Origin of the sequence: Paraglaciecola arctica (assembly GCF_018861065.1) — a bacterium.
Classification (GTDB): domain Bacteria; phylum Pseudomonadota; class Gammaproteobacteria; order Enterobacterales; family Alteromonadaceae; genus Paraglaciecola; species Paraglaciecola arctica_B.
The window spans coordinates 98,021-122,861 of sequence record NZ_JAHKQO010000015.1 but is presented as its reverse complement, the minus strand read 5'-3'; the positions used below and the strand labels follow the sequence as shown (position 1 = coordinate 122,861).

General features: G+C 38.8%; 22 protein-coding genes. 12 read left to right on the top strand and 10 right to left on the bottom strand.

The features are described from left to right. Positions 1 to 16: 16 nt before the first annotated feature. Together alc and KO534_RS05215 are read right to left on the bottom strand one after the other, a co-directional pair. Positions 17 to 1,075: an allantoicase gene (gene alc / locus KO534_RS05220; RefSeq protein ID WP_215928081.1), complete on the bottom strand. Its 1,059-nt coding sequence runs from the start codon at positions 1,073 to 1,075 to the stop codon at positions 17 to 19. Positions 1,076 to 1,297: 222 nt separating this feature from the next. Next, entirely contained in the window at positions 1,298 to 2,281 is a 984-nt protein-coding gene (locus KO534_RS05215) for an NAD(P)H-quinone oxidoreductase (protein ID WP_215928079.1), read from the bottom strand. Between the two features lie 103 nt (positions 2,282 to 2,384). Between KO534_RS05215 and KO534_RS05210 the strand changes: the two genes are divergently transcribed. Continuing rightward, entirely contained in the window at positions 2,385 to 3,572 is a 1,188-nt protein-coding gene (locus KO534_RS05210; protein ID WP_215928077.1) for a class I SAM-dependent rRNA methyltransferase, read from the top strand. Between the two features lie 58 nt (positions 3,573 to 3,630). Here KO534_RS05210 and KO534_RS05205 read toward each other — a convergent pair whose 3' ends face one another. From KO534_RS05205 to KO534_RS05195, 3 genes are all read right to left on the bottom strand, one after another. After that, the gene (locus KO534_RS05205) at positions 3,631 to 3,933 is read right to left on the bottom strand and encodes a PilZ domain-containing protein (protein ID WP_215928074.1); all 303 of its coding nucleotides are present in this window, start codon (positions 3,931 to 3,933) and stop codon (positions 3,631 to 3,633) included. 95 nt (positions 3,934 to 4,028) lie between these two features. After that, positions 4,029 to 7,934, bottom strand: a complete 3,906-nt coding sequence (gene hrpA / locus KO534_RS05200; RefSeq protein ID WP_215928072.1) for an ATP-dependent RNA helicase HrpA — start codon at positions 7,932 to 7,934, stop codon at positions 4,029 to 4,031. A 90-nt stretch (positions 7,935 to 8,024) separates the two neighbouring features. Beyond that, positions 8,025 to 8,447, bottom strand: a complete 423-nt coding sequence (locus KO534_RS05195; protein ID WP_215928070.1) for a CBS domain-containing protein — start codon at positions 8,445 to 8,447, stop codon at positions 8,025 to 8,027. Positions 8,448 to 8,704: 257 nt separating this feature from the next. Here KO534_RS05195 and KO534_RS05190 point away from each other — a divergent pair, with 257 nt between their 5' ends. The 3 genes from KO534_RS05190 to KO534_RS05180 all read left to right on the top strand — a co-directional run bounded on the left by KO534_RS05190 (position 8,705) and on the right by KO534_RS05180 (position 12,432). Continuing rightward, entirely contained in the window at positions 8,705 to 8,938 is a 234-nt protein-coding gene (locus tag KO534_RS05190) for a helix-turn-helix domain-containing protein (protein ID WP_215928068.1), read from the top strand. A 238-nt stretch (positions 8,939 to 9,176) separates the two neighbouring features. Beyond that, positions 9,177 to 10,616 carry an exodeoxyribonuclease I gene (gene sbcB / locus KO534_RS05185; RefSeq protein ID WP_215928066.1) on the top strand — a complete coding sequence of 480 codons (1,440 nt, stop codon included), beginning with the start codon at positions 9,177 to 9,179 and terminating at the stop codon, positions 10,614 to 10,616. Positions 10,617 to 10,776: 160 nt separating this feature from the next. After that, complete coding sequence (locus tag KO534_RS05180) at positions 10,777 to 12,432, top strand: DUF342 domain-containing protein (protein WP_215928064.1); 1,656 nt, start codon at positions 10,777 to 10,779, stop codon at positions 12,430 to 12,432. Between the two features lie 32 nt (positions 12,433 to 12,464). Here the strand turns inward: KO534_RS05180 and KO534_RS05175 are convergent, their stop codons facing one another. After that, a complete protein-coding gene (locus KO534_RS05175; RefSeq protein WP_215928061.1) occupies positions 12,465 to 13,334 on the bottom strand; it encodes an NAD(P)-dependent oxidoreductase in 870 nt (289 codons plus the stop codon). 98 nt (positions 13,335 to 13,432) lie between these two features. On the opposite strand from KO534_RS05175, the gene KO534_RS05170 reads away from it, so the two are divergent. Beyond that, complete coding sequence (locus KO534_RS05170; RefSeq protein WP_215928058.1) at positions 13,433 to 13,921, top strand: glutathione peroxidase; 489 nt, start codon at positions 13,433 to 13,435, stop codon at positions 13,919 to 13,921. A 9-nt stretch (positions 13,922 to 13,930) separates the two neighbouring features. Here the strand turns inward: KO534_RS05170 and KO534_RS05165 are convergent, their stop codons facing one another. Together KO534_RS05165 and KO534_RS05160 are read right to left on the bottom strand one after the other, a co-directional pair. Beyond that, a complete protein-coding gene (locus KO534_RS05165) occupies positions 13,931 to 14,692 on the bottom strand; it encodes a methyltransferase (protein WP_215928056.1) in 762 nt (253 codons plus the stop codon). A 13-nt stretch (positions 14,693 to 14,705) separates the two neighbouring features. Beyond that, positions 14,706 to 15,467, bottom strand: a complete 762-nt coding sequence (locus KO534_RS05160) for a Nif3-like dinuclear metal center hexameric protein (RefSeq protein ID WP_215928054.1) — start codon at positions 15,465 to 15,467, stop codon at positions 14,706 to 14,708. Positions 15,468 to 15,637: 170 nt separating this feature from the next. Here KO534_RS05160 and KO534_RS05155 point away from each other — a divergent pair, with 170 nt between their 5' ends. Further along, positions 15,638 to 16,006 carry a hypothetical protein gene (locus tag KO534_RS05155; protein ID WP_215928045.1) on the top strand — a complete coding sequence of 123 codons (369 nt, stop codon included), beginning with the start codon at positions 15,638 to 15,640 and terminating at the stop codon, positions 16,004 to 16,006. A gap of 112 nt (positions 16,007 to 16,118) precedes the next feature. Here the strand turns inward: KO534_RS05155 and KO534_RS05150 are convergent, their stop codons facing one another. Continuing rightward, positions 16,119 to 16,913 carry a DUF2189 domain-containing protein gene (locus KO534_RS05150; RefSeq protein ID WP_215928043.1) on the bottom strand — a complete coding sequence of 265 codons (795 nt, stop codon included), beginning with the start codon at positions 16,911 to 16,913 and terminating at the stop codon, positions 16,119 to 16,121. 118 nt (positions 16,914 to 17,031) lie between these two features. After that, positions 17,032 to 17,550, bottom strand: coding sequence for a hypothetical protein (locus KO534_RS05145; protein WP_215928041.1), 519 nt, complete (start codon positions 17,548 to 17,550; stop codon positions 17,032 to 17,034). A gap of 202 nt (positions 17,551 to 17,752) precedes the next feature. Here KO534_RS05145 and KO534_RS05140 point away from each other — a divergent pair, with 202 nt between their 5' ends. The 6 genes from KO534_RS05140 to KO534_RS05115 all read left to right on the top strand — a co-directional run bounded on the left by KO534_RS05140 (position 17,753) and on the right by KO534_RS05115 (position 24,777). After that, a complete protein-coding gene (locus KO534_RS05140; protein WP_215928038.1) occupies positions 17,753 to 18,973 on the top strand; it encodes a pyridoxal phosphate-dependent aminotransferase in 1,221 nt (406 codons plus the stop codon). Between the two features lie 4 nt (positions 18,974 to 18,977). Beyond that, complete coding sequence (gene yfbR, locus KO534_RS05135) at positions 18,978 to 19,592, top strand: 5'-deoxynucleotidase (RefSeq protein WP_215928036.1); 615 nt, start codon at positions 18,978 to 18,980, stop codon at positions 19,590 to 19,592. Between the two features lie 86 nt (positions 19,593 to 19,678). Further along, entirely contained in the window at positions 19,679 to 21,001 is a 1,323-nt protein-coding gene (locus KO534_RS05130; protein ID WP_215928034.1) for an anti-phage deoxyguanosine triphosphatase, read from the top strand. A gap of 484 nt (positions 21,002 to 21,485) precedes the next feature. Continuing rightward, positions 21,486 to 21,863 (top strand): hypothetical protein, encoded by a 378-nt coding sequence (locus tag KO534_RS05125; protein WP_215928032.1) that lies wholly within the window; start codon positions 21,486 to 21,488, stop codon positions 21,861 to 21,863. A 60-nt stretch (positions 21,864 to 21,923) separates the two neighbouring features. Further along, entirely contained in the window at positions 21,924 to 22,433 is a 510-nt protein-coding gene (locus KO534_RS05120) for a YchJ family protein (RefSeq protein WP_354667906.1), read from the top strand. 511 nt (positions 22,434 to 22,944) lie between these two features. After that, positions 22,945 to 24,777 (top strand): methyl-accepting chemotaxis protein, encoded by a 1,833-nt coding sequence (locus tag KO534_RS05115; protein ID WP_252731962.1) that lies wholly within the window; start codon positions 22,945 to 22,947, stop codon positions 24,775 to 24,777. Positions 24,778 to 24,841: the final 64 nt, after the last annotated feature.

The window sequence follows — 24,841 nt, the reverse complement described above, 5'->3', positions numbered from 1 at the left end:
CTTTATCCGTTCTCTATTAATGGTTCAAACTAGGCTTACCAAAAACACGCATCCTTGAGATTCCGCCATCTGGGTAAATGCTTAATTTAACATGGGTAAATTGCTGTAATTTCTCGGCTTTTATTTCACTAATAAATAGATGTTCTCTATGGGCATACAATTTAGTTTGAGGAATAATGGTTTGCCAATCTAACTCTGCGTTAGTGTCATTAAAGTCGTCATTGCTGGTGTTGATTCCCTGAAGCATAAAGGTGTCCGGAAAATTACCTTTAAAGTGACAAGTATCGATAATCACCTTTTCAATACTACCAAGCGTAGCCAACTTAACAATTGACCAATCTGGCCCAGGATCGCGTCGACGTTTAGTTTCCCAACCATCTCCCATATCTTTCCCACGGCCAGGCATAATTAAATTATTTTTATCGCTGAAAAACATGTCGCTGACTAATAGCGCTTTAGCACCATTTTTAATTGATGCTAGATCGATTAACTCACCTTCTACAAAATTATCCCAATTAACATCCGCTTCACCGTAAACTCTAAAGCGCGCAATCCCTCCATCTGGAAACATATTCAGGCGCACATGCGTCCATGACTGTTCATTAGATATTTCAAATATATTTTGACTATGGGCAGCGACTTCACTTTTATCCAATATTGTATGCCAAACTGTATTTGCATCGGGTTGTTGAGAACTGACACAAGCTTCTACAGAAACAGTCTGCGGAGCATTACCTCTAAAATAATTAGTATCAATATCAAAGCCTCGAATTACGCCACTTATGCCCAGGCGAATAATGCACCAATCGAACTCGCGACCATTATCTCTGCCGTAACTTCTGCGCGATTCCCAGCCGTCCATCCACTTACCGCGTTCGGTATATTTATCATCGATAAAAATACCGCGACCAGCTTTAAGTAAATTTTCCATTTCGGCAAAAAAGTCATCACTACAACTTAAGGTTTCGCCACCTACTCTTTCACTCGCTAAATCAACAAAATAGGTTTTTAACTTTAACTCCAACTCAGCTCCTTGGCCTACCAGTTTGTTTTGTTGTTGAGTATTTTCTATCATTTACATCTCCTATTTCATCGTGGTGAAGGGGCAATTGGACTTTGTGGATTTTAGGGTACAGGTGCGTGTTGTTTTGAAAAACCTGACACAACTGTCAGGATGTCATTGTAATCGAATCCCTAAACTATGCAAAGAGAGATTATAAAAACTTAAAGAGCCACAAATTGATTTTTGTTGTCATTACACTGGTCTCGACAACAGTACAGTTAACGTTTCTCTAAGTTACCAACATCCAATCAACTTACCCATAGTTTGGTTGTTCTCAATTCGTTGATGAGCTTTGCCTATGTCACTAGCTGGATATTCTGAATCAATGTTAGGGAAGAGTTGACCGCTATCGAAATCCACTAAACAGTCCTTTGTAAATTGTTGTATTAGGTGTGCTTTATAATGATCGCTTCTATTTCTCAATGTTGAGGCTTTTATTGTCGCTCGTTTTCCCAACATCAATGCCATATCGAGTTGATCTGCATAGCGACCCGCTAACATCGCCAAATAAACAACTTTACCATCTCGATTGAGTACTTTTAGATTTCTGTTTAGATAATCACCGCCAACAAAATCCACCACTAAATCGCAGCCTTGCCAATATTTAGGAATTTCGACAGCAAAGTTTTGAGTTTGATAGTTAATGGCGAGATCTGCGCCTAACTTTGTACATAAATCTAGTTTAGCTTGACCCGACGCAGTGACTGCCACCGAACAACCGATACGTTTAGCTAACTGAATCGCCGCAAGTCCGACACCACTAGCACCAGCATGAATTAATATATGCTGGTTGGGTTGTAAATCATTTTCAATAAAAAGCACCTGATAAGCCGTTAGAAAACACTCTGCAATACCTGCTGCTTTAGTCATATTTAAAGCAGTAGGAATTAACATTAAATGCTCAGTGTTCACTGCAACATATTCTGCATAACCTCCTCCAGCCACTAATCCAAATACTTTATCATCAAGCTTAAAGTGCCCTTCGGTCGTTTGCTGTGGATGAATTTGTACAACTGTGCCGCTCGCCTCTAACCCCAAAATCTCGCTTTCACCTACTGGCGCTGGATATTTACCTTGTCGTTGCAACGTATCGGCGCGATTTAAACCAAAACAGGCTACTTTAAGTAACACTTGATTAGGAGCCAGTTCAGGGATCTTGCCTTGTTGAATTTCTAGCGCGTCAGGCGCGCATCCATTTTGATGTTTTATGTACTGCATTGACGTGTTCAAAGTGTTGGACCCTTTTTTGAAGCTGAAATTGTGTTTAGCAAAACTGTACCCTGATGTACAATTGCGGCAAATTTTCTACAGAAGTTATCCTATGTCATCTAGTGTTATTTTGCAGCCCGGTCGTGAAAAGTCTTTATTACGTAAACATCCTTGGATTTTTTCTCGTGCCATAGAAAAAACGGTAGGAAGAACTAATACGGGAGATACGGTAGATGTGTATTCCCATGATGGTGAGTTTTTGGGGCGAGGTGCATGGTCACCAGAGTCACAAATTCAGGTAAGAATTTGGACTTTCGATAAGAATGAGATCATTGATAACGGTTTCTTTCAACGACGTATTGCTACGGCTCAGGCCTCGCGAGAAGAGCTAATAGCGCGACATGGACTAACCGGGTATAGGCTGATTGCCGCTGAATCAGATGGCTTACCGGGCGTTACTATTGATCGTTATGCGGAAGTTTTAGTTTGTCAGTTGTTATCAGCCGGAGCTGAAAAACATCGAGATAAAATAGTGTGGGCTCTTAAAAAGGAGTTTCCAGAATGTGCTATTTATGAACGCAGTGATGTAGCGATTCGTAAAAAGGAAGGGTTGGAGCCACTCACTCAAGTCTTACATGGTGATGTACCGGAAGAAGTGGTAATCGAAGAAAACGGTATAAAGATAATAGTGAATGTTAAGCAAGGGCATAAAACCGGTTTTTATCTAGACCAAAGAGACAATCGTGCCATTACCGCTAAATATGTAAAAGATAAAACCTTACTCAATTGCTTTTGTTATACCGGCACTTTTGGAAGTTATGCCTTAGCAGGTGGAGCTAAAACTATTACTAACATCGATGTATCAGACTTAGCCTTAACCACAGCAAAAAGAAATGTTGAGATAAATGCTTTAGACACAAATAAATGTGAGTTTCTGAATGCGGATGTATTTCAAGCATTGCGAGATTACAAACAACAAGGTAAATGTTTTCAGCAAATTGTTCTAGATCCTCCTAAGTTTATCGATTCGAAAAGTTCACTGGTACGAGGTTGTCGTGGATACAAAGACATTAATATGTTGGCCATGCAAATTATGGAACCTGGCGGTATTTTATGTACCTTTAGTTGTTCTGGATTACTGTCTTTTGAGTTATTTCAAAAAGTAATAGCGGACGCAGCACTAGATGCAGGAAGGACGGTACAAATCCTAGAAAGATTGGGACAAGCCGCCGATCACCCTGTTTCTACGAACTACCCAGAAGGGTTTTATTTGAAAGGCTTAGTATGCAAAGTACTGTAAGTTAACCAAATATGGTCAACTTGTTAGCTCATAATTGAATTAAGCAGCTAATTGTTGCTTATTTCATTTCAATAATTTCAACACCCACTGTACAGGAATTATCATCAACAGCCTCACAGCGTACGACTTTAGTATCGGCGGTAAGTGAAGGTATTTGAGAATTAGTTGATTCAATATAAACATTGATCTTGGTTCCCATTTCAATAGAGTTCTCCTCTATTTCGAAAGACATACCAGTTGCACTTATATCTTTACACACTGCCTGTAAGCTACGTGTAGACTCATCATCAACGATTTCTAATTCACAAACAGAATTAACCATCATTCGGAAAAAATTGCGTTTATCGTCGTAACCTAACATTCAATACCCCAAAGCTGTTTAAATTCTACCCTTTAGGTTATAGGGTGCCGTGAAAACAAAGTCAACGCAAATAAAACTCAAATATTAAAGTTGCATTAGATTGAATCTAAATGGTTTAAAATTCGTTTGACTGATATAGGGGCCGATGTACCCAGTTGTTGAGCAAAAAACGAAACATGTAGTTCATGTAATAGCCAACGGACTTCCTGCAACTTTTCTGGGATCGGCTGATTTTCTGCAATTTTATTACACTTCCCTTGATATGCATGTTGCGCTTTTTCCAAATTTAGCTGGTGTAATTTGTCTTTGGTTGGGTCAATAGCCACCTTTTCTAATCTCTTAGCAATTGCCTGTATATAACGTTGCCAATCGGATAACTTATGGGCGCCAATATCAGCTACGAAACCTTTGTAGACGAGTGAGTCAAGTTGACTTTTAATATGTCCGTGAGCGTAGATTAGATTGAGTGGTACATTACCTTTCATGTTTTTCTTGATTTCATGGGCTATGGTCAGACCCACTTCAACTTGTTTAGCGATAGCCAACACACTCTCATTGATTTGTTGTCTAACAAAATTACAACAGGCCTCGAAATGCTTCTTGTCACGAATATCACAACTATTGTCTTGGCAATATTGCTGAATCAGTTCATCTACCCCTGCATCGATACAGTCGTCAATTAGCGCACCTATTTGACCAAAGGGATTAAAATACAGTCCTAACTTCGCCTTGTTAGGTAATTTGTCCTGTAAATATTTAACTGGTGATGGGATACCTAAAATCACTAACTTTCTTAATCCAAGCTTGTGGGATGTTTGGGCTAAGTGTGGTTGGTCAAATAACTTGACGGCTACAGTTTTCCCTTCATTTACTAAGGCTGGATACGCCTTGATTTCATAGCCACCCGTTTTATTCACAAACTCCGTGGGTAATCTATCTATCTCCCAAGTGATTAAACCCTCTTTTTCGAGCTCTGGAGTAGCTACTGCCTGCAAATTTTGTTTCACTTTTCCTTGCAGCGATTGTTGCAATTTTAACAGATCTCGCCCTTGGGCGATGACCTTGGTATTTTGATCAATTACTTTGATATTAAAGGTTAAGTGCGGAGGTAATTTATCTCGTTGCCAATCGGACTCTTGCAGCTCTTTACCGGTCATACGTTTTAACTTTAAAGATAATGCCGTTAGAAATTCTATCTGATTGCCCTGTTTATCTTGTTGTGGCATATCCGCTAAACAGGCATCAGCATAGTTAGGCGCTGGTACAAAATTACGCCTCAAGGATTTTGGTAGAGCTTTAATCAAGGCAACAATCAGTTCATGGCGCAATCCCGGTATTAGCCAATCTAATCCATCAGTTGTTACTTGATTTAACAGCGCCAAAGGCACCATTAAACTAACCCCGTCGTCAATGTCTTTAGGATCAAAATGATATTCTAATCCCAATGTAAGATTGTTTTGCCTAAAGGTTTCAGGAAAAGACAGGGCATCAATATGCTGCGTACCCTTCTTTAATAAGGTATCTGGATCGAAATTGAGTAATGTTGGATTGTCACTCGCCTGTTTTTTCCACCATTTTTTGAAGTTCACTTCTGAACAAATATGCTCTGGAAGTTTTTCGGAATAAAAATCGACTAGGGTATCTTCGTCTACTAACAAGTCTCGTCTACGACTTTTATCTTCTAATTCTTCAACGTTTTCTACTAACTTTTGATTAAAAGCCAAAAATGGAAAGTTTAGTTTGGTGTCCATATTCACTAAAGCTTCGCGAATAAAGATATCTCTACTGACTGCAGGATCTATTTGGCTATAATTTCTTCTTCTTTGGTTAACTAGCACCAAACCATATAGGCTTACTTTCTCAAATGCTTGCACCACTCCTTGCTTCTTAGACCAATGGGGCTCTGAGTATTCAGTTTTAATTAAATGTTTGGCTAATGGTTCTATCCATTCAGGCTCTATTTTTGCCGCTACTCGTCCAAACAAGTGAGCGGTTTCGACTAATTCAGCCACCATTGTCCATTTAGGTTGAGACTTAGATAAACCAGAACCTGGAAATATCTTGAAGCGACTATTACGTGCACCTAGGTATTCTCGGTTTACGTCTTTAGTGCCCAAGTGTGATAACAAACCCGACGCAATCGCCTGATGGATAGCTTGATACTCAGCCTGTTGTGAAGAAATTCCAAAGCCCAGTTCCGCAACAGACTTTTTTAGTTGACTGACTATGTCTTGCCATTCGCGCATACGCATAAAATTGATAAAGTGTTTCTTGCACCAATTACGTAGTTGGCTGGATGTTAAGGCTTGCTGCTGTTGTTTAAAGTTTTGCCATAACTGAAAATACCCCAGAAAATCAGACTCTTTATTTGTAAAATCCTCATGCATTTGGTCTGCTTGTTGTTTTTTGTCCTGGGGGCGTTCTTTTGGATCTTGAATACTCAATCCCGCTGCTATAATAAGCACTTCGCTAAGACAATTTTGTTTTGCCGCTTCAACCACCATGCGGGCATACCTAGGATCTATGGGTAATCTAGCTAGTTGCCGCCCTTGATGGGTTAATCCTTGTCGTCCAAGTTTATTATCTATGGCACCCAACTCTTCTAGCAATTTAAAGCCATCATTAATACTTCTAGAATCCGGTGGCTGCACAAAAGGAAACACATCGACTTTCCCTAAACCCAGTGACATCATTTGTAAAATGACGGACGCCAAATTAGTTCGCAGAATTTCAGGATCAGTAAATAAGTCTCGCGATAGATAATCATCTTCAGAATACAAACGAATACAAATACCATCAGAGACACGACCACAGCGCCCTGCCCTTTGATTGGCAGAAGCTTGGGATATAGCCTCTATTGGCAAACGTTGCACTTTGCTACGAACACTGTAACGGGATATGCGTGCAGTTCCGGGATCAATAACATACTTGATTCCTGGGACCGTTAGTGAGGTTTCCGCAACGTTTGTAGCAAGCACAATACGTCTGCCAGTATGTGCAGAAAACACTTTATTTTGTTCGCTATTACTTAGTCGTGCATACAGAGGTAAAACTTCTGTGTGCCGGTATTGCTGTTTATTGAGCGCATCAGCGGTATCTCGAATTTCTCGCTCACCACTAAGAAAAACTAAAATGTCACCCTTAGGCTCACTTTGTAGTTCGTTAACCGCTTCTATAATCCCTTGGGTTTGGTCGTAGTCGCCGCTTTCATTTTCACGATAACGAATTTCTACTGGGTACGTTCTACCACTGACCTCGATAATGGGAGCATCATTAAAATGTTTTGAGAAGCGCTGAGGATCTATTGTGGCTGAGGTAATAATCAATTTGAGTTCGGGGCGCTTGGGTAACAATTGTTTTAAATACCCGAGAATAAAGTCGATATTTAGACTACGCTCATGGGCTTCATCAATGATAATGGTATCGTATTGATTCAAAAACTTATCTTGTTGAATTTCAGCTAATAAAATACCGTCCGTCATCAATTTGATATAGGTACTATCGGATACTTGATCTGAAAACCTAATTTTGAAACCCACTTGATGACCCAGTGGTGTTTTTAATTCCTCAGCGATGCGATTCGCAACCGTTCTTGCTGCTAGCCGTCTTGGTTGCGTGTGACCTATTATTCCCTTAATACCTCGACCGAGTTGCAAACATATTTTCGGAATCTGTGTGGTTTTACCTGAACCGGTTTCACCAGCGATGATCACCACCTGATTATTGCTAATCGCTTCCGCAATTTCTTCTTGTCTTTCTGAAACGGGTAGCGGTGGAAAATCAATATCGGGACATTGAGCTTGCCTATTAGCAACTATTTGCGAAGACTTTTGTATATCGGTTTGCAACTGGGCTAAGTGATCAGGTCTCTTATCTTCACTTAGGCGGGAAATCTTACGTAAACGAGAGATAAATCTATGTTTATCTCTCGACATACAAGTCGCGATATCACTGGAAAGTTGTTTAACACTAATCTCTGAGTTGGGTTGTACTAACGACAAAAAGGCTGCTCTATCACATCAATAAAAAACGAATCGAGGATCCTAGAAGATGAATCGAACAAATGCCAGCAATAATAGAAATAACCTCAGCTAATTTGCAGGTAATTTGTAACCATCATGCAAGTGCAAATCCAACGCATTCAATAAGGCCGAGCGATTGATAGTACCTAATAAATAGCCATCGTCGTCCACCACCGGATAAACCTTTGGTTTTTCTGTTGTCATTTTTTGCGCTAATTCGAGGATAGATGTATAGGATTTAATCGCTAAAACTTGGGTTTTCATTATATCTTTGACGTGGGCTACTTGTTCTCTGTAATAACTTGATTCGATCATCTGCACTAAACAATCCTGCTCTGAGAGAAATCCTATAACTTTGTTTTGTTGGTCTACTACTGGTCCACCGGTTTGTTTAGTTTGTAATAATCGTTTTACTGCTTCTGCCACAGGCATATTACTAGTAAAAGTTACTGGCCGATGATTCATATGGTCGTTCACTTTTAAAGATTCCACTGTAACTCCTTGGTTTTCTAATAATTATAATTCTATATCGTCTCTGATAAAGATAGACTTAAGTGATAACAATACCTAATTATTTTCACTTAGAAGTTAAAATAGGAATAGTTTTCCTCTCGAAGTTATCTTGCGATAAAGGGACGCTCTTTAGATATAACCGCCAGGATCAAAATAGGATTTAAAAAGGCAAATAGATACCAAAAACCCTATAACAAAAGTCCCCCCGGTACTTTTGACCGTAAAGTATCATCTCGATGAAAACTACAACAAAGCGATCATTTTTTAAAACGAGCATCAGTCAATATGTTATTCGCAAACGCATGTCTATCGCACAACGACTATTGTTTAATGCACAGAAGAAACTTGGGAATATCGCCACTGAAGTTGGTTATTCTGATATTTATCAGTTTTCAAAACAGTTCAAGAAAACCTTTGGGGTATCACCTAGTAAATATTGTGCTCAACAACAAAACAAAACCCTTAGTTAATTGGTAACACGTAAACCTAGTACACTAACCATAAATGCTATGGATAGAGGTTAGGATAGAAATAGACAGTGTCGTATTTTTCAGTTTCAATACTGATTTATTCTGTAATAATCATTGGTTTAGCGGTTAAATGCAGCTAATGCGAAAATTACTGTAGTTTATTAATCAACATTAATGACGCAGAACCCACTGATACAATCACAGATAATATGCCTTTGGCATGGAGTAACAAACAGTAATGGGAACTAATATACAACCCACAATCTACTGGCACGATTACGAAACTTGGGGAGCTAATCCTAAAAAGGATTTTCCGTGTCAGTTTGCTGGTATTCGAACCGATTACGACTTGAACATTATTAGTGAACCCTTGATGATTTTTAGTCAAATTGCTAATGATTGTTTGCCGGTTCCGCAAGCTTGCTTAGTGACGGGTATTACCCCTCAGCGCTCTTTAAAAGAAGGCATTTGCGAAAGAGACTTTATCGCTAAGATACTTAGCGAATTTGCCCAGCCTAACACCTGCGTAGCCGGCTTTAATAACATACGTTTTGATGACGAAATTACCCGCTACACTTTGTATCGAAATTTTTATGACCCTTATGCAAGAGAGTGGCAACATGGTAATAGTCGTTGGGACATTATAGATTTAGCGCGAGCTTGTTATGCACTTAGGCCTGAAGGCATTAATTGGCCTCTCAACGCTGATGAATTACCCAGTTTTAAGTTACAAGATTTAACGAAGGCGAATGATATACAACATCAAGATGCACATGATGCTATGTCAGACGTTTATGCAACCATTGCTGTGGCGAAGTTAATAAAAGAACGCCAACCAAAATTGTACGATTACGTCTTTAATTTACGCGATAAAAGAAAAGTGCTTGAGCATATTGATTGTGAACAATTGACGCCTTTGGTACATATTTCATCAAAAATATCTTCAGCTCACGGTTGTTGTACGTGGATAGTTCCAATCGGCATGCATCCAACTAATAAAAATGCGGTCATTGTGCTTAATTTAGCCTTGGATCCTTCTCCTTTGTTTTCACTTTCAGCCGATGAGATCCGCGAAAAACTCTATACACCTTCTGCGATGTTAGATGAAAACGAACAACGTTTGCCAATCAAACTTATGCATATTAATAAATGCCCAGTGTTGGCACCGGCAAAAACCCTGAGTGCAGAAAATGCTCAGCGGTTGAATATTGATAGACAACTTTGCTTATCAAATTTACAAAAAATCAAAGCAAATAGGCATACCCTTGAAAAGTTGCAACAAGTTTATAAAGAGTCAGAAGAACATGTTGCGGTTGATCCTGAACACGCATTGTATTCTGGGGGCTTCTTTTCGTCTCACGACAAAGAATTGATGAATAAAGTGGTTAGCTCTGATTTGCAAGGGTTAACTGAGCTGACATTGCCTTTTGAAGACGAACGTTTAAATACGTTGTTGTTTAGATACAGAGCAAGAAATGCGGCGGAGTCATTGTCAGCGTCAGAAATTGAGCGCTGGCAGCGATATAGACACTTCAAGTTTTACGATAATGAATCATCAGCCAGTATTAAAATGCCTGAGTTTTTAATGCAACTAGAACAACTAAGTGCAGAATATTCACGTAACCCCGACAAACTCAGCATATTAAAAGCGCTTTACAATTACGCACAAAGTTTATAAAACTAGGTTCACGCTTATAGAAGTTTAGACTAACTACTTGTAATTTTAGGTAAGTGAACTACTAATGAAAGTTAATTTTAGGCCGATATTAAAAGGAAGACATGCTAGTCTGACTTTAATCCTCTTGTAACAGTGTGTTGTAATTATCAAAGGCGATTGAATGCTTGGTGTAACATTAAAAACTGATGAAACTGACAGATACTTAGATCTTGATATTCTTCCTGATCTAGTGAAACAAAAAGTCGAAGCAAGTGATATTCATGAGCTAATTCAAAAGAGTGAATTTAAGCATTTTTTTATATTCGACGAAAATATCATAGATGCAGTCAACAGCTATAAATCATCAGATGAAAATGGCGTATCCTCGATTATAGAAAATCGCATTGGTGAACGAAGAGATAGTCAAATAAGATGTAGAATTGTGGAAGACCAACTAACCGCCCTCTTAACGGTCACTACTGGTTATGCAGGAAAACTTCCCACTATTGATTCTTTGCTAAAAGAATTACATCAAATTGGTGTTAAGCGCGGCATCAGTACAAAGCGCTTAAAACATATAGTTGAACAATGTGAACAAGCTCCACCTGGCGAAACATTTGAAGCGCTTGTAGCCAAAGGATTACCTCCTAGAGTCGGTAAATCCTCCAAGTTAAAACCCCTAGTACAAAATGCTTTAGAACGCATTCTAAAACCTCAAACAGTGGGCTCAACTCGCGTTGACATGCGTAATCTAGGTGCGATTATTTGTGTACAAAAGGGAGCTGAGTTACTACGAAGAATGCCACCTGGTGAAGGGAGAAATGGCTTTACAGTTGGAGGGGAAATTATAAAAGCTAAACCAGGTGAATGGCTTAAGTTTAGGCCTGGTGATGGCACGGTTATCAGTGACAGCGATGAAAATTTGTTGCTTGCTGATATCGCTGGTATGCCCAAGTTCAAAGATCAAAAAATGTGGGTTGACGACATTTTCATTTGTAAAGGAGTCAATGTAGGTTCGGGTAATGTGGATTATGACGGGTCTGTTTTAGTAAACGGTGATGTAACTGAAAAAATGGAAATTAGTGCGACAGGTGACGTCACAATTAACGGCTTTGTTGAGTCTGCGACTATACATGCTGGCGGAGATATCATTATTACTGAAGGGGCTATGGGTAAAGTTAATGATAGCGCCACGGAATACAGTACTAGCCTGACAGCCAAAGGTAATATTCATATTCAACATGGACAAGGGTTAGACATTACCTGTAGTGGCAGTGTCACTGTAGGCAGACAATTAGCTTACAGTCGTATTAATTGTGGAGGTAAAGTAACGGTAGGGGCAATAGATAAACCCAATGGAAATATCTTTGCTTGTACCATTAAATGCCAAGATGCAGTATCTGCTGGTACCTTAGGTGCTGTTTCAGGTAGCAACTTGAATGTCGATTTTAGTGACGGTTTTAATACTTTATTAGAACGAAAAGACACTCTCGATGAGCTTCTTAAAAAGATAAGGCAAAACAACACGCGTCATTTCGAACGAATGAATATTATTAACTCGAAGTTAATCCCACAAGACATGCAGGACCGAGTTGATGAAGCCAAGCAATTGTTTGAAAATGAATCACAATTATTACAATGGCTTGAAAACAAAGCGCAAGAAATGCATAAGTCTAAAGAAAGATATCAGACAGATATCCAGCTCATGGCTAATAAACGAGTATACCCAGGTGTGATCGTCAAACTTAATAACCGTACTTGGCGCGCCGAAAGAGAATACGACAGAACAAAAATTTGTTTCCACGGGCATCAGTGGCATTTCGAGCCACTGACTTGATTATTAGCCCCTAAATATCAATAATTGAGAACTTAGTTGTTGAGTCTAGTTAGCAAACTTGAGGTATCCCAGCGCCCGCCTCCGTGTTTTTGGACGTCAGCATAGAACTGGTCCACTAAGGCTGTAAGGGGTAAGGTCGAACCATTTTTTTTAGCTTCATTCAAAGCAATATCTAAATCCTTGCGCATCCAATCAACTGCAAAACCAAAATCAAACTGGCCTGCCAACATAGACTCGAATCGATTTTCCATTTGCCACGATTGAGCCGCTCCTTTTGAAATGACATCAACTACTGCATGACAATCTAATCCTGCGTTTTTTCCGAAGCTAAGAGCCTCTGCCAAACCTTGAACGGTCCCGGCAATACAAATTTGGTTCATCATTTTAGCCAATTGACCACTTCCTACTTCACCAAGTAACTGACTAAATTTTGAGTAACAATTAATGACTTCTTCTACTCGCATGTAATCTAAATGTTGACCACCTAACATCACCGTTAATTGCCCATTTTCGGCACCTGCTTGACCACCAGATACTGGCGCATCCAAAAAAGCCACATCGAGTTGTTTACACAGTTGCGCCATTTCTCGGGCAACCTCTGCAGATGCAGTTGTGTGATCAACTATGATGTCTCCTGTTTTTACGCCCGCTAGAACCCCTTGCTCCCCTAACATAACTGAACGTAAATCGTCATCGTTACCAACACATAACAAAATAACGTTAGCGTTTTCAGCAGCAAGTTGTGGTGTTAACGCCATAGCTCCTGAAAATTCCTCTACCCAGGCAGAGGCTTTTTCTGTAGTTCGATTAAAGACGGTCACCTGATGTCCGGCTTTTTTGCAATGCCCAGCCATGGGGTATCCCATAACACCCAAACCAATAAAAGCTATTTTCTGTTGCAATTTTATTTCCTTAGACTTTATTTTTTAATAGTTTAATTAGTTGAAACACATCTAAATAGTGACAATATACACACTACTATTCTACAACGAGAATCATAATGTCAGATACCATATATCAGTTTGATGCCATATTAAATAATGGTGAAACGGTTGATTTTAAAGATTATGAAGGCAAAGTATTATTAATTGTAAACACCGCAAGTAAATGTGGTTTTACTCCACAATACGATGGTTTACAGGGTTTATATCAAGAATATAGTTCTCAAGGACTAGTTGTACTTGGTTTTCCCTGTGATCAATTTGGCCATCAAGAGCCAGGCGGTGATGCTGAAATACAAGAGTTTTGTAGCTTAAACTTCAACGTTAACTTCCCTTTGTTTAAAAAAATTGACGTTAACGGCGCAAATGCGGCGCCAATATACAAATACATGAAACAAGAAGCGACCGGTGTGATGGGTAGCAAAAGTATTAAATGGAATTTCACTAAATTCTTAGTAAACAAACAAGGCAAAGTAGTTAAGCGTTATGCATCGACTACTAAGCCAGCTGAAATGACAAAGGATATCGAAAAATTACTCGCGGAATAATTCAATATCTCAATGCTTTTGGGCAATAATTAGAAAATATTTTCCCAGCCATAAATATGGCTCGATCGAGCCATATTGAATTTCTAACTGCTTTAACTGTTGATATTCACTAGTTTGTTTTTCAGGCTGTTTTAGGTAATCGTGAAAGCAGCGTATCCCTGCCGTTTTTAATACTTCTATAGGTAACTCTGCTAGTTTAGCTAAAACCACTTTGGGTTTTTGCGGATTGTTGGGACTCAAACGCACGATATTTTTATTGACCATACCAGTTTCAACATAGTCAAAATTACCGTAAAGCATATTGCCAAACAATTGTGCGTCATAGTTAAAAAAACTGATTGAAAGATGCCCACCTGGTTTAACCAAACCGGTTAGTTTCACTAAGACTTCAAGGGGATCTTGTAACCATTCTAAAACCGCGTGACAGACTACCAAGTCATATTGTTTACCACTATTTAACGATAAAATGTCAGTATGTTGAATATTCAGATTAATATTTTCGCCAATTTTTTGCTTAGCCAAAACCAATACTTCTGAAGATATATCAGACAAAGTAACCTTGTGGCCTAAATCTAACATCTCCTTACTCATTTCCCCAGTTCCGCCACCTGCGTCCAATATATCTAAACTAGATCCTTTTAAATTGATGGCACTATGCAGGTGGTGAATCAATAATTCATGTCGTAATCGCCCTTTTGTCGAACCATATATATTCTTCTCAAACTTACCAGCAAATTTATCAAAACTTTGATCCTGCTTATCATTTTGCATTTCAATTTTTGCCTTAGGCTGGGTTGGGAATATCAACAAAAACTGTCTCTATTGGTAACAATTGTTGAATATGTTCCCCCAGCGCTTTTACTCCATACCTTTCAGTCGCATGGTGTCCCGCGGCATAAAAATGTATGTTCATTTCTCGTGCTATATGAATAGTTTGTTCTGACACTTCGCCCGTTATATAGGCATCAATGCCATATTCAGCTGCCATTTCCAGGTAACCTTGCCCTCCACCAGTACACCAAGCAACGGTTTCAATATTTTTGGTGTTTGCGGATTCGTGCAATGGGGTTTTATTCAGTTTTGTAGTTAACAATTCAAACAGCTTAGAAGTTTCAATGCCCCCATTAAATCTCCCTCGCATAACTACACATTGAGAGTTATTAGGCTCTAGCGCTTCGCTTCCTTCGATCCCCAATAGTTTTGCTAGTTGCGCGTTGTTACCTAACGTTGGGTGTATATCTAACGGCAAATGGTAGGCGTAAAGGTTAATACCGTGTTGCATCAACGTTTGAATGCGTGTCTTTTTCATGCCTGTAATGCATGGCGACTCACCTTTCCAAAAATACCCATGGTGCACCAAAATAGCGTCTGCATTGATTGCTACGGCATGGTCAATCAAAGCTTGAGACGCAGTAACACCTGTCACTAACTTGGTTATTTTCTGTTTGCCTTCGACTTGTAAACCATTAGGACAATAGTCTTTTACGTTTTCTGGCATTAAGAGCGAATTTAGTGATTGTAGTAATTCACCATTTGAAACTGACATTAAATTTCCTGTTGTTTATTAAGATATCGAATATGACTCAATAAAGAGTATTTATATTCATAATGAAGCCCTGTATCAAAGCATATCGGCCCCTAGACATTATAAATAAAAAAAGGTATAAAACCCGCCCCTATTCTGAAAATAAACATATTAAAGGCAAAGACCTGATTATGAGTAAATTGGATAAAGATCAAGTAATAGCGGCTTTTACTGAGGCATACACTGCCGCTAATGGTAAAGCCCCAGCGATCGAAGCAAAAGGCGGATGGTACAGTGTTGATGGCGGCAAAAATATGCGCTTAGCTGATTTAAACGCCATGATTGCTGACCTTGGTTCTTCAAAACCAGCTAAAAAGACTAAAGCTGCTGAAGAGAAGCCAAAAAAAGCAGCTGAAAGCAAACCAGCAGTAGAGAAGAAGGCGGCTAAAGCCTCGGCACCTAAAAAAGCCAAAAAGAAAGCTAAATCAGATTTTTCAGTTAAAGCTTTTTGGGCAGAGAAAATTTTAGAGAAAAGCCCAGTTTCAAAACTACCTCGATAAGCTCAACCATTAAAAAAAGCCTTATGATTATCTTAGATCAAAGGCTTTTTTAATATATCTACGTAAAATACATTTCCGCTAAAGTAATTCTTTTGAAATATGCTACTGGAATCTATTCGAAATGACGTTCACGCTTCGTTTCAATAGTCGCTATGTAACCATGCCAAGTGCCATATCCGATAAGAGGCATCAGAAATACAAACCCCACAAACCAAGTAGCAAATCCAATAAGTACTGCTAGCAATATAATAAAGGCCCACAATAACATCGGCCCTTTGTTACTTAAAACAGCGTTCATATTCGTTAACAACGCGGTGGCTAAATCAACTTTGCGCTCCATAAGTATCGGTTGGGTAAAAGCGCTCAGGAAAAATACCAGCAGCGTAAATCCCGCGCCAATCACAGTGCCTACAGCTAAAAACGGAAAAAGGTTTTCAAAATTCTCATCTAACAAAGGGGGGTACAAAGCGTGCACCATAGACGCTACCCTAAGCCAAAAGATCATCAAAACCACAAGTAGAATACCTAAGCCCCATTCGTTCACTGCATTGCGTTTTATAGCTTTTATACTATGCCATAAAGAAGGCACATGATCTTTTTCAAGTTCCCAACTCACATCGTACATGCCAGCCGCTAAAAATGGACCTATCAGCATAAAACAAACAATCGCTGGCATAATCACTAAATGCCAACCGGTCAGCTGTACTAAATACGTTATAAACCAAGGAATAGCAGTAAAAATTAATCCAAAAAACAGAGTCAGAACAGGCGCTCGACTCGCATCTTTTAAACCAAGCACTAACCACTTAAATGGATCGCTCATCGACAGTTGTTTACAAGGGATAACGCGGGCGATACCACTATCTACAATTGCATTGTTGGGGGTTTCTTTAAAATGTTGTGACATTAGCTAACTCCATAAAACATCTAAGCAATATAAAGATTTATAGCACAAGGCTGACACAACGACTAAAAATTAGACCAATTCATCAATTTAAGCTTCCAGCTGCTCAAATAACAACCAGTTATGGCGCTACTCGGTGCCAGTGAACATAGGTGGAAAAATGTTCGGAAATTTTTTGATTTAGGATAGAAAATCGTGTGAGTGGAATATTTTCGCCAGCGATACATTGCCAAACAAACTTATGGCAATTATTTTTGATAACATCATATTCAGAGTAGCTAAATAACTTAGATATGGCTCGTTGTGCCGCGTCTGGCGAAATTAATGGATTATGATTAGTGTCACATGCAATAAAGATATCATCACCGCTACGATCTTGTAAAAACCTTGATGGTGATACTCCTCTAATCAATCCGTTGCCCTTTAGTTCAAGAATACTACCATCGACCCATATACCTGTGTGCTCAAAAAGGCCGTAAATACCACAGGTTACAATGGCACCATTACTTGGCTTTACTTTGGTATTCGAGTTTCCAGGTAAGCGACCTACTGAGCCTTCCAGGAGTTTATCATTTGAATATTTTGCCCCGGCCAAAATAGCCACAGCACTTGCACCAAGCCAAAATAAAGGAACGGGCATATGATTTTTCCATATTGATACACTTTGGCAATAGCTAAGATGAAATGTCAGTTTAAATCAAATTTGGAATGTAATGGAATGTGACAAGATTAGATAAAATTAAACAATATTACGTTTTAGTATAGCCATAGCAATATAACACTTAACAGTCTGGGCCTTGTTAGTTTACCCTGTCAATCTAAGTAGTAAATGAAACACCTTAATGAAACAAATTCTTAAATCTAACAAATTAGAAAACGTCTGTTATGAGATTCGTGGCCCAATTCTAGTCGAAGCCAAAAAAATGGAAGACGAAGGGCATCGAATTCTAAAGCTCAATATTGGTAATCCAGCCCCATTTGGTTTTGAAGCACCAGACGATATATTAAAAGATGTGATCCACAACCTTCCAAGTTCACAAGGTTACTCCGATTCTAATGGCATTTATTCGGCTCGTGTTGCGGTGATGCAATACTACCAACAAAAAAACGTCAAAAATCTCAAAGTCGAAGACGTGTTTATTGGCAATGGTGTAAGTGAGTTAATTGTCATGGCTATGCAAGGGTTACTAAATAACGGTGATGAGATTCTGATCCCCGCTCCTGACTACCCTCTTTGGACAGCATCAGTAAGTCTCGCATCAGGTATACCCGTTCACTATCGTTGTGATGAGACTAATGATTGGCAACCCGATATAAAAGACATTCGCGGTAAAATCTCAGAAAAAACCAAAGCAATAGTATTAATAAATCCAAATAATCCAACTGGCGCAGTTTATAGTCCAGAGCTGTTACAACAAATTGTTGAATTAGCCCGTGAGTTTTCATTGGCTGTGATCAGTGATGAAATATATGACAAAATTCTATATGACGATGCGACACATCATTGCATAGCATCCATGGCGCAAGATGTATTTTGTATCACTATGGGAGGACTATCAAAAAACTACCGTATAGCCGGTTTTCGTGCTGGATGGTTAGTAGTCAGTGGCAATAAACTCATCGCACAAAGTTATATAGAAGGCTTAAATATTTTGTCTTCAATGCGTATGTGTGCCAACGTACCTAGCCAACACGCCATACAAACGGCTTTAGGTGGCTATCAAAGTATTAATGAACTCATTGCAGACGATGGGCGCCTAAAATTGCAAAGGGATATGGCCTATGAAAAGTTAAATGCAATAGATGGCCTTGAATGTATTATCCCAAAAGGCGCCATGTATTGTTTTGTTAAAGTAGATGCAGAAAAGTTCAATATCACTAGCGATGAACAAATGATCCTAGATTTATTACGTACCGAAAAAATCTTATTAGTTCATGGTTCGGCCTTTAATCTTAAAGAAGGTTGTTATTTTAGATTAGTATTTTTGCCTCATGTAGATGTACTCAAACCGGCACTAGAAAGTATTGCAAATTTTTTTAAAAATTATCGTCAGGTATACTAGTTCAATGAACATAACCACACCTAATCCAAGTCACTTTTTCGCTCATTTATCACGTATGAAGTTAATAAACAGATGGCCTTTAATGCGCAATGTAAGAACTGAAAACGTGCAGGAACACAGTTTACAGGTAGCAATGGTGGCGCACGCGCTAGCACTGATCCGTAATAAATATTTTGATGGTAATTTAGATCCTAATCAAGTTGCGACTATTGCGATGTTTCATGATGTATCAGAGGTGATCACTGGAGATTTACCCACCCCTGTTAAATATTCAAATCCTATTATTCGCGATGAATATAAAAAGATAGAAAAGCTTGCAGAACAAAAACTAATCAATATGGCACCCAATGAGTTCAAAGATGACTACGCGCAACTTATTGATCATCACCATCACGATAATGACATTGCCTTTATCGTTAAAGCCGCAGATGTAATATGCGCCTATCTTAAAACACTCGAGGAGCTTTCAGCTGGAAACAAGGAGTTCGAACTTGCTAAAAAACGTCTTGATAAAATGTTAAAAGATTACCATTCCCAAGAGGTCGATTATTTTATTAAAGCCTATGTACCTAGTTTCAGCCTTAGCCTTGATGAAATTACCCAAGAAGATCAATTATAAGTCGGCTTGATTTATTCAATAACATTTGGTCACATTAAATACATGTAGAAAAATACTAATTATTCTCAGGGGAGCAGATGTAAATTATGGAAATATGGACACAACGTAAGCTTGGCCAAAAATTACAACGCCAAGGTGATCACCGTACCCCTTTTCAGCGCGACAAAGCGCGCATATTGCATTCTGCAGCCTTCAGACGATTACAAGCCAAAACCCAAGTGTTAGGCGTAGGAATGAGTGACTTTTACCGTACCCGGTTAACTCATTCGTTGGAGGCATCTCAGATTGGTCAGGGAATAGCCGCGCAACTAAGAAGTAAATACCCAGAATTAACTCAGCATCTTGACTTAAACGATACCCTAATAGAAGCACTATGTTTAGCTCATGATATCGGACACCCACCATACGGTCATGGAGGAGAAGTGGCGCTACATTATATGATGCGTAACCATGGTGGATTTGAAGGAAATGGTCAAACCTTTAGAATTGTCACTAAACTCGAACCTTATACCGCGGAACACGGTATGAACCTGAGTCGTCGCACCTTGCTCGGGTTGATAAAATACCCTAACTTCATCGCTGCCCTTAATCAAGCTCCACAACAAGCAGAGTCACTGGCCCATCGCGAAGTTAATGCTTCACAATGGCACCCACCAAAAGGTTTGTACGAATGTGATAGAGCAGCATTTACTTGGTTGTTTGAAGCGTTTTCTAGCAATGACACTCAGACATTTATGGCATTCAAAAGCAACGGTAAAAATCACCATAAAACACAGTATAAATCATTTGATTGTTCAATAATGGAACTTGCAGACGATATTGCTTACGGTATCCACGATCTTGAAGATGCCATCGTAATGGGAATAGTGAATCAATCTCAATTTGAACAAGAAGTTGCAGAACCGCTTCTTAAATTAGATATTGATTGGATGAACCACAATATTATGCACCTTAGTAAAAAACTATTTAGCCAACACCATCATGAACGCAAAGACGCAATTGGAGCTTTGGTAAATTGTTTTATCACTAATATAGAAATCTTAGAAACCACGCCACAATTTGAACAAGACTTACTCAAATACAACTCAGTTTTCCCCGCCCCTTTCCATAAGGCACTCAGTCTATTCAAATCCTATGTCTATAATCGAGTGATCAGAAAACCTGAAATACAGGTACTTGAATATAAAGGCCAACAAATTGTTATGGAATTATTTCAAGCTTTTGCTTCAGATCCACAAAGGTTACTTCCTGACAATACCCGATTACGCTGGTCTGAAGCCAATGATATGGGCAATGGGCATAGAGTGATTGCCGATTATATTTCAGGGATGACAGATGGTTTTGCAGCTAAATTGTACACCAGTCTATTTTTACCCTCATCTGCCGCAGTGGGTGAAAAAATGATATGACCTACTCCTCATAAGTAAAGAAAGATAACTGGAACTAAAAGAAAGTATTTACCAATTACGCTGTGTTGCGGCATCGTTCCTCTCCAATCAATAGCGTATTATATTGGTTTTGGCACCTTTGACTTATTGTTGATATCTTTATGTATTACTCCATTTTCTAATGTTGGGCGTCAAGAACAACTACTAACACTCAGAAGACCCATAGGCAGTTACTCATTTGTTTATGCACTTTGTCATTTCAGCTCCTATTTACAATTTCAATTTAAAGTACACTTTACATAGTCACTGATATCGCCACTTCTATGCGCTTTGGCTGTATTAGTGATATTACTCAGTAGAAGAAGCAAACTTATAAAACCACTTGAAACTGCTAGGCAAAAACGTACTAAAACTAAACAATACAAAAAAAATGCTTGCATGATGATATATACAGTAATACTGTATATCCAACCACTGTATATAACATCACTAGTTAGGAATCATTATGGCAAGTTTACATGCGTTTACCCACAGCTCTACTCCACTAGCCACCATGCAAGTCCCGGCGTTTAAAAGACTGGGTATGGATATTAATGTTAAACACGATCACAAGTGGACTTTCCTAGTAGCGAATAATATTCGATTTACTGAAAAACAAAATTTTTGTATTCGCTTATCTAAACCCAAACAAAAGAGCCTATCACTATGGCTCGAAAAAATTGTAATGGGTGGTCAGTGCGCAAACTTATTTGTTGAACAGTTATCACTAGATGAAATAAGCTTTAAGCGACTCAAACAATTGTGTATTGATTATAACGTGGCGCTGGTTAATCTAATGCCAGTAAATGAACAGAAAAACAACGTGCTGCAAGGACCTTGGTAAGTTAAGTTAGTAATGGTTTTGATGTGATCTATTGACTCACAAGATTGAGATCGCCTAGGCTTGCTTCATTATGTACTTTTAGCACTGATTATTTTGACAACGACTAACAAAAATTGCTTTTGCGGGAATAAGGTTTCATTTGAAAGCTGTTGCCAACCGATAATTACCGGACAGGTTGAAGCGCAAACTGCCGAAAAATTAATGCGTTCTCGATACTCTGCATACGTAATAGAAGACTATGCCTATATATTGCGCACTTACGCATTTGAGCAACGCACCGATTTAACTCTAAATATACTTGCCGATAGCGCAAAAGATACTCGATGGTTATCGCTTCAAGTTTTGAAGCATCTTCCCAACACCACAAGCGCTCAAGTAGAATTTAAAGCCTTTTATAAGATCGAACAGCAATATTTTGTCATGCATGAATTATCTGATTTTGTAATGATTGATAATATATGGCTTTATACATCAGGTTCAATTCTCAAAGACTCTGGTGTATTCCAACCACAACGTAACAGTCGATGTTTGTGTGGTAGTGGTAGAAAATTCAAAAAATGTTGCGGGTGAAATTCTCAACTAGGATCATTTTTTAGTTTATTAGAACAGCTAAATTTTAGTTGCTTGTGTGGCAGAGTTTCCGGGCTAATGTTAACTTCTCAAGCATTATAAATGTAAATACCTAAACGTTAGATTGTTTGCCTACTCCACTTTCATCGACAAATAAGTCATAAAATGCCTTTCAACATGTAGAATAAATGTAAATTTATCAACAGCTTATTTACAACCTGACCAAATAGTCTAGCTAAAGTCAAAATAATATGAAAAAACCTAGAATGAGCCCTACTGATGACTTTACACCTGCCGATGTTTTAATCATTATAAAACTTGGAAAATTGCTATGTGACATGAGGTCACGTTTACTTACTTGACTGGAAGAGCTCAGCTATTTCAGTTTTTACTATGCTGACATAATGTTTAATGGCAAAAATTTATGACCAAATTCTCAATTAGACAGAAAATTATTCTGACTCTTATCCTATTTGTAATGCTTACAGCGGTTTCAGTAGGTGCCGTTAGTATGTTTACAGCTAGATCAAGCATTGAACATCGTGTGTTGACTTCAGAATTGCCTACCACAGTAGAAAAAATCGCGGAAAGTATCGATAGCGACATTGTACTAATGCAGGTATTAGCCAAACAAATTGCTACAGATGAACATATTCATCAATGGGTAAATGGTAAACAGGATAAAGAGGGCGAATCGATTTTAGTGCGAAAACTACAAGCTGTCGCAAAATCTAATAACCTAAGTGCGGTTTCATTTGCAGATAAAGCCACCGCCGATTATTGGAATCAGGAGGGCTTTTTACGTCGTTTACAAAATGACGCTGCCGATGGGTGGTTTTACAACTATACAGCGAGCAAACAGGAATATATGGTGAGTGTTTACCGAGATCCGAATACCGGTAAAACTGATTTATTTGTCAATTATCAGCAACCTGAAGGACAAGGTTTGTCGGGTACAGCGAAATCGTTTAAATCAGTTGTAGATATGTTGGCAAGTTTTCAACTCGAGGAAAGTGGCTTCGTTTACTTAGTTGATGGACAAGGACTAGTGCAGATGCATAAGGATAAGGCCTTGCTTGGTAAATCAAAGTTAAGTGATTTATATGATTATCAAACCAGTACAACACTATTAAGTAAGGCTAAGTTCAATTTAACTGTGATTGAAAAGGATGGAATTGAACTCATTGTTGCTTCTAGTTTTATACCTAGTATGGACTGGTATATTGTTGCTCAAGTGCCGTTTAATGAAATGTTCAGTGCACTGAGTAGCGCCACATGGAAAATTCTATTATGGTCAATTTTAATTGCAGTGTTAGCTTCAGTGGCTGCATGGTTTATCGCTGGCACTGTGACTCGCCCCATAAGCCAGTTAGCAGAAGTATTTAGTAAGTTAGGTCAAGGGAATGCAGATTTATCTTACCGATTGCCCCAAGATGGCCAAAAAGAAATTGCCATAGTGGCTATCGGTTACAATGCTTTCATTCAAAAACTCGAAGACTTATTTAATCAAATTGCTCATAGTGGCGAAGAGTTGCGTAATGTCGCTAATTTACTTAAGCGAGATGCAGACCATACTAGGGCCAGCGTGAAAAATAGTGCTGAAGAAACGCTAGTTATTTCTGAATCATTGGAGAATGTTAGCAGTAGCGTAGTCTCAGCGGCTAACAATGCAAGTGACGCAGCTAAAATCGCTGACCAAATAAGTACCGATGGTGAAATTATTACGGGAGTGATTCAAAACACTCAAAGCGACATAGAGAAGTTAGCCGAGAAAATAAACGACGTGGCTAACGTTATAACTTCACTCACCAATAATACTGAAACCATAGCCAAAGTATTGGAAACTATTCAAGCCATATCAGATCAAACTAACCTTCTGGCATTAAACGCTGCAATTGAAGCTGCGCGAGCCGGTGAACAAGGACGAGGCTTTGCGGTAGTGGCAGAAGAAGTACGTAATTTGGCTCGTAGAACTGCCGACTCGACCCATGAAGTCCAAGATATTATGGAAGAATTAAAACGCACTTCTGGAACTGCCACAAGCGAAATTGAACTAATTATTCAACAATCTAAATCTACGTCTAGTTCTATTAGTAAAGCAGAGAAAATACTTGAAGATAATAATCAACAATTTTTACAAATATCGCAAACTAATAGAACGGTTGCGACAGCAACCAACGAGCAGTCTGAAAATATAGAGTCGATTAATATTAAGATGACTGGGATCAGAGAAAGTGCCAAGCAAAACGTACAAAATGTTCAAAAAATTGCAGATGAAACACTGAGCTTAAATGATCTAGCTGAAAAATTGGATGGGCTAATAAGTCTATATCAACGGACTTAGTAAGCCAAAACTAGCGCGCTTTTTTGTAGCTTGAATTCTGCAATAGGCGCGTTTGACCTATCCG

Excerpts from the sequence above, each read along its gene's own strand:
- alc (WP_215928081.1), bottom strand. The coding sequence starts at position 1,075 with ATGATAGAAAATACTCAACAACAAAACAAACTGGTAGGCCAAGGAGCT.
- KO534_RS05215 (WP_215928079.1), bottom strand. The coding sequence starts at position 2,281 with ATGCAGTACATAAAACATCAAAATGGATGCGCGCCTGACGCGCTAGAA.
- KO534_RS05210 (WP_215928077.1), top strand. The coding sequence starts at position 2,385 with ATGTCATCTAGTGTTATTTTGCAGCCCGGTCGTGAAAAGTCTTTATTA.
- KO534_RS05205 (WP_215928074.1), bottom strand. The coding sequence starts at position 3,933 with ATGTTAGGTTACGACGATAAACGCAATTTTTTCCGAATGATGGTTAAT.
- KO534_RS05190 (WP_215928068.1), top strand. The coding sequence starts at position 8,705 with ATGAAAACTACAACAAAGCGATCATTTTTTAAAACGAGCATCAGTCAA.
- sbcB (WP_215928066.1), top strand. The coding sequence starts at position 9,177 with ATGGGAACTAATATACAACCCACAATCTACTGGCACGATTACGAAACT.
- KO534_RS05180 (WP_215928064.1), top strand. The coding sequence starts at position 10,777 with ATGCTTGGTGTAACATTAAAAACTGATGAAACTGACAGATACTTAGAT.
- KO534_RS05170 (WP_215928058.1), top strand. The coding sequence starts at position 13,433 with ATGTCAGATACCATATATCAGTTTGATGCCATATTAAATAATGGTGAA.
- KO534_RS05165 (WP_215928056.1), bottom strand. The coding sequence starts at position 14,692 with ATGCAAAATGATAAGCAGGATCAAAGTTTTGATAAATTTGCTGGTAAG.
- KO534_RS05160 (WP_215928054.1), bottom strand. The coding sequence starts at position 15,467 with ATGTCAGTTTCAAATGGTGAATTACTACAATCACTAAATTCGCTCTTA.
- KO534_RS05155 (WP_215928045.1), top strand. The coding sequence starts at position 15,638 with ATGAGTAAATTGGATAAAGATCAAGTAATAGCGGCTTTTACTGAGGCA.
- KO534_RS05150 (WP_215928043.1), bottom strand. The coding sequence starts at position 16,913 with ATGTCACAACATTTTAAAGAAACCCCCAACAATGCAATTGTAGATAGT.
- KO534_RS05145 (WP_215928041.1), bottom strand. The coding sequence starts at position 17,550 with ATGCCCGTTCCTTTATTTTGGCTTGGTGCAAGTGCTGTGGCTATTTTG.
- KO534_RS05140 (WP_215928038.1), top strand. The coding sequence starts at position 17,753 with ATGAAACAAATTCTTAAATCTAACAAATTAGAAAACGTCTGTTATGAG.
- yfbR (WP_215928036.1), top strand. The coding sequence starts at position 18,978 with ATGAACATAACCACACCTAATCCAAGTCACTTTTTCGCTCATTTATCA.
- KO534_RS05130 (WP_215928034.1), top strand. The coding sequence starts at position 19,679 with ATGGAAATATGGACACAACGTAAGCTTGGCCAAAAATTACAACGCCAA.
- KO534_RS05125 (WP_215928032.1), top strand. The coding sequence starts at position 21,486 with ATGGCAAGTTTACATGCGTTTACCCACAGCTCTACTCCACTAGCCACC.
- KO534_RS05115 (WP_252731962.1), top strand. The coding sequence starts at position 22,945 with ATGTTTACAGCTAGATCAAGCATTGAACATCGTGTGTTGACTTCAGAA.